Origin of the sequence: Anaeromusa sp., assembly GCF_028691475.1 — a bacterium.
In the GTDB taxonomy this organism is placed as follows: Bacteria; Bacillota; Negativicutes; order Anaeromusales; family Anaeromusaceae; genus Anaeromusa.
The window spans coordinates 54,932-61,686 of record NZ_JAQUZF010000004.1 but is presented as its reverse complement, the minus strand read 5'-3'; the positions used below and the strand labels follow the sequence as shown (position 1 = coordinate 61,686).

Sequence of the window (6,755 nt, the reverse complement as noted above, 5' to 3'; positions counted from 1 at the left end):
CTATGTATCAGCAGGTGCAGCATGTAAGTCAGGCGGCGCAGGAGATTGGCGCGCACAGCCAAGACGTGGTGCAGTCGGTGCAGCGCATTGAGAGCATCAGCCGCGAGACGGCGGGGCATACGCAGACGGTATCCGCCGCGACGGAAGAGCAGTCGGCCTCGATGGAAGAGATTGCTACATCCAGCCAGGCGCTGGCTAAGATGGCCGAAGAAATGCAGCAGACCGTGGGGCGGTTCCGGCTGTAAACTTTATGCAGAAGCCCTTTGCGGGTCATGAAGGACGGACCTCGGCAAGAACCATTTACAACGGTTCTTGCCGAGGTTTTAGTGTCTAAATTTGGCGGCATACTTGTATTTGAGGCAAGATTTGCGCGCGCCTCGCAAAAGCAGGCGAAGGCGGCAGTTTCTTAACTCGCTGCGCTCAAACAGGCGAAACTGTTCTCCGCCTCCTCCTGTTTTTGCGTCCTGCGGACCGCTTTGCTCCAATAAAAGTCTCAAATACAATTACGGCCGCCGCAGCCTCATTGATCCCTCACTTTACTCCTCTGGTCTTTCTTTGCTTTTTTGGTGGAGAGATTGCCGCGCTGGCGCTCGCAATGACCCGTAAGCCGGTCTATCCCTTATATTTTCTGATATTTCTCCATCGTACCCTCCCTCTACTCTCTGTACTCCTGTTAAAAAATTTGTATCCCGTAGCCCTCTGTCGTGTCCTCCCGTGACCCCCGCGACTCTTGTTCAATCCCCGCTCCTTGCCCAATACTTATCCGAAAAATAGTTTTAATTTTGCAAAAACTAATTTTTTTTGTTACAATAGAAGCGACGGAGACACGATTCGGCTTGTTTATATGCAAGGAGGAATCAATATGGAACGTCGGTATCCTTTTTCATGGGAACTTTTGGGAGGCTTGAATGAAGGCCGGCCTACGCTGGGACGTTATGCGAGGCTGGAAGCGTATCGGTTGATGCAGTATACGATGAGGGACGTGCTGGAAGAGCGCCTGGGAACGCAGCAGACGGAAGGGCTGTTTTACCAGGCCGGTCAATTAGCAGGCAAGGAGTTTTACCAACATATGATTGGAGAAACTCATGAAGGCCAATGGCTCTTGCGGCGGTTGCAGCAAGTTTTGCGGGAAATGGGGTTGGGTTTGCTTCGGCTGGAAGAGGCGGCGCCGGACAATAGCCGGTTTGTGTTTGTGCTGAAGGAAGACCTCGATTGCTCGGGTGGCCCAACGAAGGGCTATTCTAGCTGTTACTTTGATGCGGGCGTCTTTTCCGGCGTCTTGGAAGCGTTTTTTCAACAGCCCTATGATGTAGTGGAAACCGAATGCTGGAGCCTGGGCGATGAGCGTTGTCGCTTTGAGGCCAAGGTGGGACAGGGGCTAGGGCAGGCTTTTTGTGATTCGAGTCTGGTGCACGGATAAAAAAATAAAAGGTTGCGGTAAAATGAGAACATGCATTTTACCGCAATCTTTTTTGTCCTGCGGACCATCTTGCTCCAATAAAAGTCTCAAATACAAGCAATGCCGCCATGGATTTTCATGTTCAAATGTAAAATTATAACGGGAACCGATGGTGCAATGAACACTTTACCAAGGTGAGGGATTTTTTCGTCAGACGAGAAAGAAAAAGCAGGAATAGCGGCGCTATTCCGAGGCTTTCTGACGACATCTGACGGAAAAAGATCCAGCTTGGTTAAGATGTGAATAAACCAACGGTCCCGTCTAGAAGGTGTAATGGAGTTGTCATGCCGTTGTCATAGCTCTGTAACATGAAAAAAGGTATAATCAAACTAACAAAAGGCAAAGGAGGATGCGTCATGAGACATAGTGGTTGGATTTTAGCCTTAGCGGTACTGGTTCTTCATGCCTGGAAACCAGACTGGCTTTCTTTTGAAGGATTTGGCGCTCTTTTGCCCTGGACGGAAACCATGCGCGGCGTAGCCGGAACGCTGCTGCAGACATTTTAAATGCTGCCATAGCGCGCCTTCTTGGCAGAAAAAAATTTTCGCAGTATGATATAGAAAAGAGATAGGTCCAGGAGGGATGGCTGTGGAAGAAAATTGGTGTTTAGTTGTAGAAAAAGGAGTGCCCTATCCTTCCGGCAGCCGAATTATGCTGGAAAAAGGGGAATGGCTATTGGGACGCAGCGGCCAGGGAGAGGCAGGGATGTATTTTGCCAGCCCTTTCGTCTCGCGGCGTCATTGTCTGGTTTGTTGCGATGAAACGGGTGTGAGCATAAAGGAGCTGGGCAGCCGTCATGGTACCAGCGTCAACGGCGAGCCATTGCAACAGGAAGTACGTCGGCTGGCGCCGGGAGACCGTTTGGAATTGGCGTCTGGTCTTGTGGCGTTACGGCTGGAGCATGGGGGCGACGAAAAAACGCTCGACTTGAGCCGCACGCTAATGCTGCGTCAAGGCTTGGAGCTGCCGCAGGCGCTAGCCATTTTTCCAGAGCGGCAAGAATGCCAAGTGTACGGGGAAAGCGTTTCCTTGAGCGGCAAAGAATGGCATTTGCTGCAGCTTTTGTGGGAAAGCGCCGGCACGCTAGTGGACTATGAGACGATCAAACGCGAAATTTGGCCGGAGCGGTTGCCGAGCGAAGAGCAAGGCTCTGTAGACGTGGGTACAGACGAGCTGAATGTGCTTATTTATCGGCTCCGTAAAAAGCTGGGCGACGCTTCACGGCTTTTGAAAACCGTCCGTGGCAGCGGGCTTCTCTTGACAAGGAATAAGGATTGAACAAGAGAATCAGAGAATCTGAGGGTGCGAATGAGGGCTACGGGGAACGGTTTTTTAACAGGAGTAAAGGGAGTAGAGTGAGGGCTCGGCAGAGAAAATAGAGATTGCTTCGCTTCGCTCGCAAAGACAAAAGTTAGTTAGAATGACAATGAAAATTTAGAGTATAGATAGGCCAGCTTAGCGTGTCTTTGCGAGGAGAGACGTGGTAATCTCTCCGCGTTGCTGATTCGTATCATACCAGGCTAAACGAAAAATCCGGTCTAAGAAAGTAAATCTTTCTAGACCGGATTTTTGTAGCTATATAGGAATTTATAATAGTTACTCTGTATCTCGTTCCCTCTGTCGTACCCTCCCTTTACTCTTGTTTTATATTGTCGTTTTTCATTTTTCTCCACAGCTGCCAGGGGCCTTGCTCTTTTTCAAGGCGGTACTGGGCGAAGAAGGCGTCAGCTCGGTCCGGCGCTTCACCGCGGACCAGCAGCCAGGGAACTTCAGGATACAGATTTTCATAGCTCCAACGCCAAGAAATCCATTCATCATAGCGGGGCAAAGTGGCTTCATCAACGTGGCGGCGGATGGTGCCGAAGCGGTAGTCGATGAAGGCGTTGACAGCGAGACCGCCTTTGTCCAGCGTTTGATAGTTGGCAAAATGAAGATACACCGGGCGTCCGCGAAAAGAGTTGTCATAAAAGAGCGGCGCTACGAGGCCGCTTTCCGCTGCAGGCAGCAGGGAAGCGTTGAAGCTGGCGCTGTCTTGGCGAAAAGACCAAAAGTATTCACTCCAGGCAGCGCCGTGCAGCAAAGACACCAACAGCATGGCAGCCACAGCTCGCTTGCCGAGGGGACGGACGCTGCCGGCGCCGGCAAGGAGCACTAAACCTAGAAGCAAGAACACGCTGAAACGTTCGTAGATAATACCGTGGCCGTCGATTTCCCGTGGCAGAACGAGCACGCCGCCCAGGGAGAGGAAGAGGAGCAGCCATACGGAAAAAAGACGATGTTGTTTCCAGGGCTTGCGGCTGTACCTACAGCGATTCCAGGCGAAAGCGCCTAAGACCAGGGTGAAAAAAGAGGCCGCAAGATAACCGGCAGCGCCTTCGTACAGGGCGCGGTTGTCCAAGGTCATCGCGTCGGCCAGACGTTGCGGCCAGGCGGCTAGAAACTCACCGCCTAAGTAGTAATCTTGCAGCAGGTGACCGGTGTGAGAACCGGGCTGAAAGCCGCCGCCAGCGGTGAGCCAAGCGGTGACGAAGAGCAGCACCGGCAAGGCGGCGGCTCCCAATGGTACAAGGGATGAAAGCTGTCTGCGCCGGTTGTAGGCGGCCTGCAGGCCGAGAAAGAAGAGTGCAAAGAGAGTGGTCTGACCGTGCAGAAAAAAGAGCAGCACTAAGAACAGGCTAAGCGGCAGCAGATGCTTGCTTTTGCCATCGCGGAGCCAGGCTAGCTGGCAGGACCAGGCGCCGCAGAAGGCTGGCAAAGAGGCCGTATAGCCCACAAAGCCCCAGGTGACGCTGTAATGGTAGAGCAAAAGCAGGGAGAGGACGGCGCCGCGTCCATCGCCGCCGAGGCGGCGCAGCAAACTCCAGACGGATAGGGGCAATGCCAATATGTACAGGCCATAGAAAACGCGAGCGCCCTGCTCTACGTTAGCAAAGACCGGGAGACTGCAAAACCAAGGGAAAAACGTATTCGGTTGAAATAGACGCTCCAGCAGCACATAATTCCGGTACAGGCTGTCCGGGGCGTCATAGTCTCGGTAAATGGCGGCGACCGCCAAATGGTTAGGCAGGTCGGTAAAAGGCCAAAAGGGCAAAGTCAGCATCCAAAAGAAGTGAAGTAGGCCCAACATGCCTGCGAGGGTCCAGAACATGCGCGTGGAAGAGAGCGCAGTAAAGATGTTTTTCATGATTAGCCTTTCAAGGTGGCGACAATCGCGGGCAGCTCGGTGGTGAACAAAGCGGCCAGACGATCATAGGAGGTGCTCATAAGTCCTCCTTCAGGCGGGGTCATGCGCTTGTCGACGACAAATTGCTCATCTATAGCGGTGAAGGCCTTGCAGTCTACTACCATGTCTAAGGGGTTGACGGTAAACAAAATGACGTTTTTGACCTGGCGGTCTACGCAATAAGAGGTGAGATTCGTCGTTTGGGCGCTGGCGGCGTTAGTGATGCCGTGGCGATTCAAGTCCCGGAGCACATCGGTGCCTACGTAGACTTCGCTGCCCAGAAGCAAGGAGCTCATCTGCATGCGTAGTACTTGGTTCAGGCCTTTATTGAGAAGATCCAGGCCGGGGATATCCCGGTCGCCGGCGTCAATGTAAAGGGCTGTGGCCACAAAAGCGCTGTCGCCAGGCAGTTCCGCCGCTTGGGCGGCAGGGGTTAAAACGAGCAGGGCCAGAAGCAAAAACGGTAAAAGACGTTGTAACATAAGAGATTCCTTCTTTCGTTGATATTAGGTAGGAGCACGGAGATTGAACAAGAGTCACGGGAGTCGCGAGAGGGTACGCAAGAGAAGAACGGGGTACGGTTTTTTAACAGGAGTATAGGGAGTATAGGGAGGGTATGAAGAGTCCATTAAATTAAACACCAAAGGCTCAGCTGATTTAATGAGTGCACCACCAGGGCAAGAGATTTTTTCGCCTGGCAAGAAAGAAGGGCGCGAGAATAGCGGCGCTCTTTTAAGGCTTTCTGACGCAGCCAGGCGGAAAAAGAATTGTCGTGGCGTGTGATACGAATAAATTAGCAGGGCCAGCAATAGCGGCGCTCTGCCGAGGCTTTCTGACAAAGTCTGACGGAAAAAGAACCGCTTTGGCGTGAGATGTGAATAAATTATTGATTCCTGTGCCGGAAGTACCACTGGAAGAACGGCGGGATGACGAGGAGGATGAACAAGAGCCGGAATAGCTGGTAGGAGATGATGATGGAAAGATCTGCGTGGACCATCATGGCGGTGAGGCCCATTTCCGCCATGCCGCCGGGAGCGGTGGCGATGAAGGCCGTAGCCAGGCTATAACCATGCAGATTGGAGAGAACCAGGCCAATGCCTAAGGTGGCGGTGAGCAGCAGGGCGACGGACAGCGCTGTTAGGGGCACTAGGCGTTTCCAAGAAGGAAGCGCTACCAAAGGAATGTTAAGGCCCATGTAAGTACCGACGCACCATTGGGCGGCTTTCAGCAGTTCCGACGGCAAAGGCGGTGTTGTGTATCCTTGCAAAGACCAGATGGCTGTGCCTAGAATGGGACCCAGCAGCTGCGGCGTGGGTAAGTGCAGCTTTGTGGCGATAAGCATACCGCCAATAGCCAAACCCAGCGGCGGCAGATAGGCAATAAGCAGTTCTTCGGCGCTGCCGGACAGGACAACGCCAACGACATCCACGTGATCCGCCAGGCCGTGCAAAACCAAAAACGGCACCGTGAAGACCGTAGCCAAAAGACGAAAAGTCTGCAAGAAAGTAACGACGCCAGGATCTGTATGCGGCATTTCTTCACTTAACGCGGTCATTTGCGTCAGTCCGCCGGGCGTACTGCCCAGAAAGGCGCTGGACAGGCTGATGTCGGTGTAGCGAGCCGTTACAGAGGCCATCCAGAGGCTAATGGCGATCACCAAAACGGTCGAAAGGCAGATGGCAGGCAACTGCTGTAAAATGGCCTGCGCCGTATGCGGCGTGAAGGGAGCGCCCATGGCGTAACCCAGAAAGAGCATGCCGCCGTTACGAACCTGTATCGGCCAAGCAGCCGGGCGGTGCAACAAGGCTCGCCAGAGGAGCACCGCCGCTAACGGACCTAGAGTCCAGGGGAGCGGCATGTTCAGCCAAAAGAATAAAAAGCCTCCGCAAGTAGCGATAAGGCCGGTTTGAAACATGAGAAACATAGTGAGTAAAGGACCCCTTTCAAGCGATAGGACGAGAATACGGAGAAGACGGAACACAGAGGAACAGAGGGAATGCCAGAGGAAACAGAGAGAGGAAAGGATATTGCAAGAGATTGCTTCGCTTTGCTCGCAAAGACAAAAGTTAGGAG

General features: G+C 53.0%; 6 protein-coding genes and 1 pseudogene. 4 read left to right on the top strand and 3 right to left on the bottom strand.

The window, feature by feature from the left end; translation table 11 throughout:
- The 4 genes and pseudogenes from PHF27_RS01555 to PHF27_RS01540 all read left to right on the top strand — a co-directional run.
- Positions 1-245, top strand: a pseudogene (locus PHF27_RS01555) (methyl-accepting chemotaxis protein); the annotation flags it as partial.
- A 617-nt stretch (positions 246-862) separates the two neighbouring features.
- The gene (locus PHF27_RS01550) at positions 863-1,420 is read left to right on the top strand and encodes a V4R domain-containing protein (RefSeq protein WP_300065213.1); all 558 of its coding nucleotides are present in this window, start codon (positions 863-865) and stop codon (positions 1,418-1,420) included.
- Between the two features lie 395 nt (positions 1,421-1,815).
- On the top strand, positions 1,816-1,965 hold the full coding sequence (locus tag PHF27_RS01545; RefSeq protein WP_300065211.1) for a hypothetical protein: 150 nt from the start codon (positions 1,816-1,818) through the stop codon (positions 1,963-1,965).
- Between the two features lie 82 nt (positions 1,966-2,047).
- Positions 2,048-2,737: an FHA domain-containing protein gene (locus tag PHF27_RS01540; protein ID WP_300065209.1), complete on the top strand. Its 690-nt coding sequence runs from the start codon at positions 2,048-2,050 to the stop codon at positions 2,735-2,737.
- 355 nt (positions 2,738-3,092) lie between these two features.
- Here the strand turns inward: PHF27_RS01540 and PHF27_RS01535 are convergent, their stop codons facing one another.
- The 3 genes from PHF27_RS01535 to PHF27_RS01525 form a co-directional block, all read right to left on the bottom strand.
- Positions 3,093-4,643 carry a hypothetical protein gene (locus PHF27_RS01535; protein WP_300065207.1) on the bottom strand — a complete coding sequence of 517 codons (1,551 nt, stop codon included), beginning with the start codon at positions 4,641-4,643 and terminating at the stop codon, positions 3,093-3,095.
- A gap of 2 nt (positions 4,644-4,645) precedes the next feature.
- Positions 4,646-5,164: a hypothetical protein gene (locus tag PHF27_RS01530; protein WP_300065205.1), complete on the bottom strand. Its 519-nt coding sequence runs from the start codon at positions 5,162-5,164 to the stop codon at positions 4,646-4,648.
- Positions 5,165-5,565: 401 nt separating this feature from the next.
- Entirely contained in the window at positions 5,566-6,606 is a 1,041-nt protein-coding gene (locus PHF27_RS01525; protein WP_300065203.1) for an AbrB family transcriptional regulator, read from the bottom strand.
- Between the last annotated feature and the right edge of the window lie 149 nt (positions 6,607-6,755).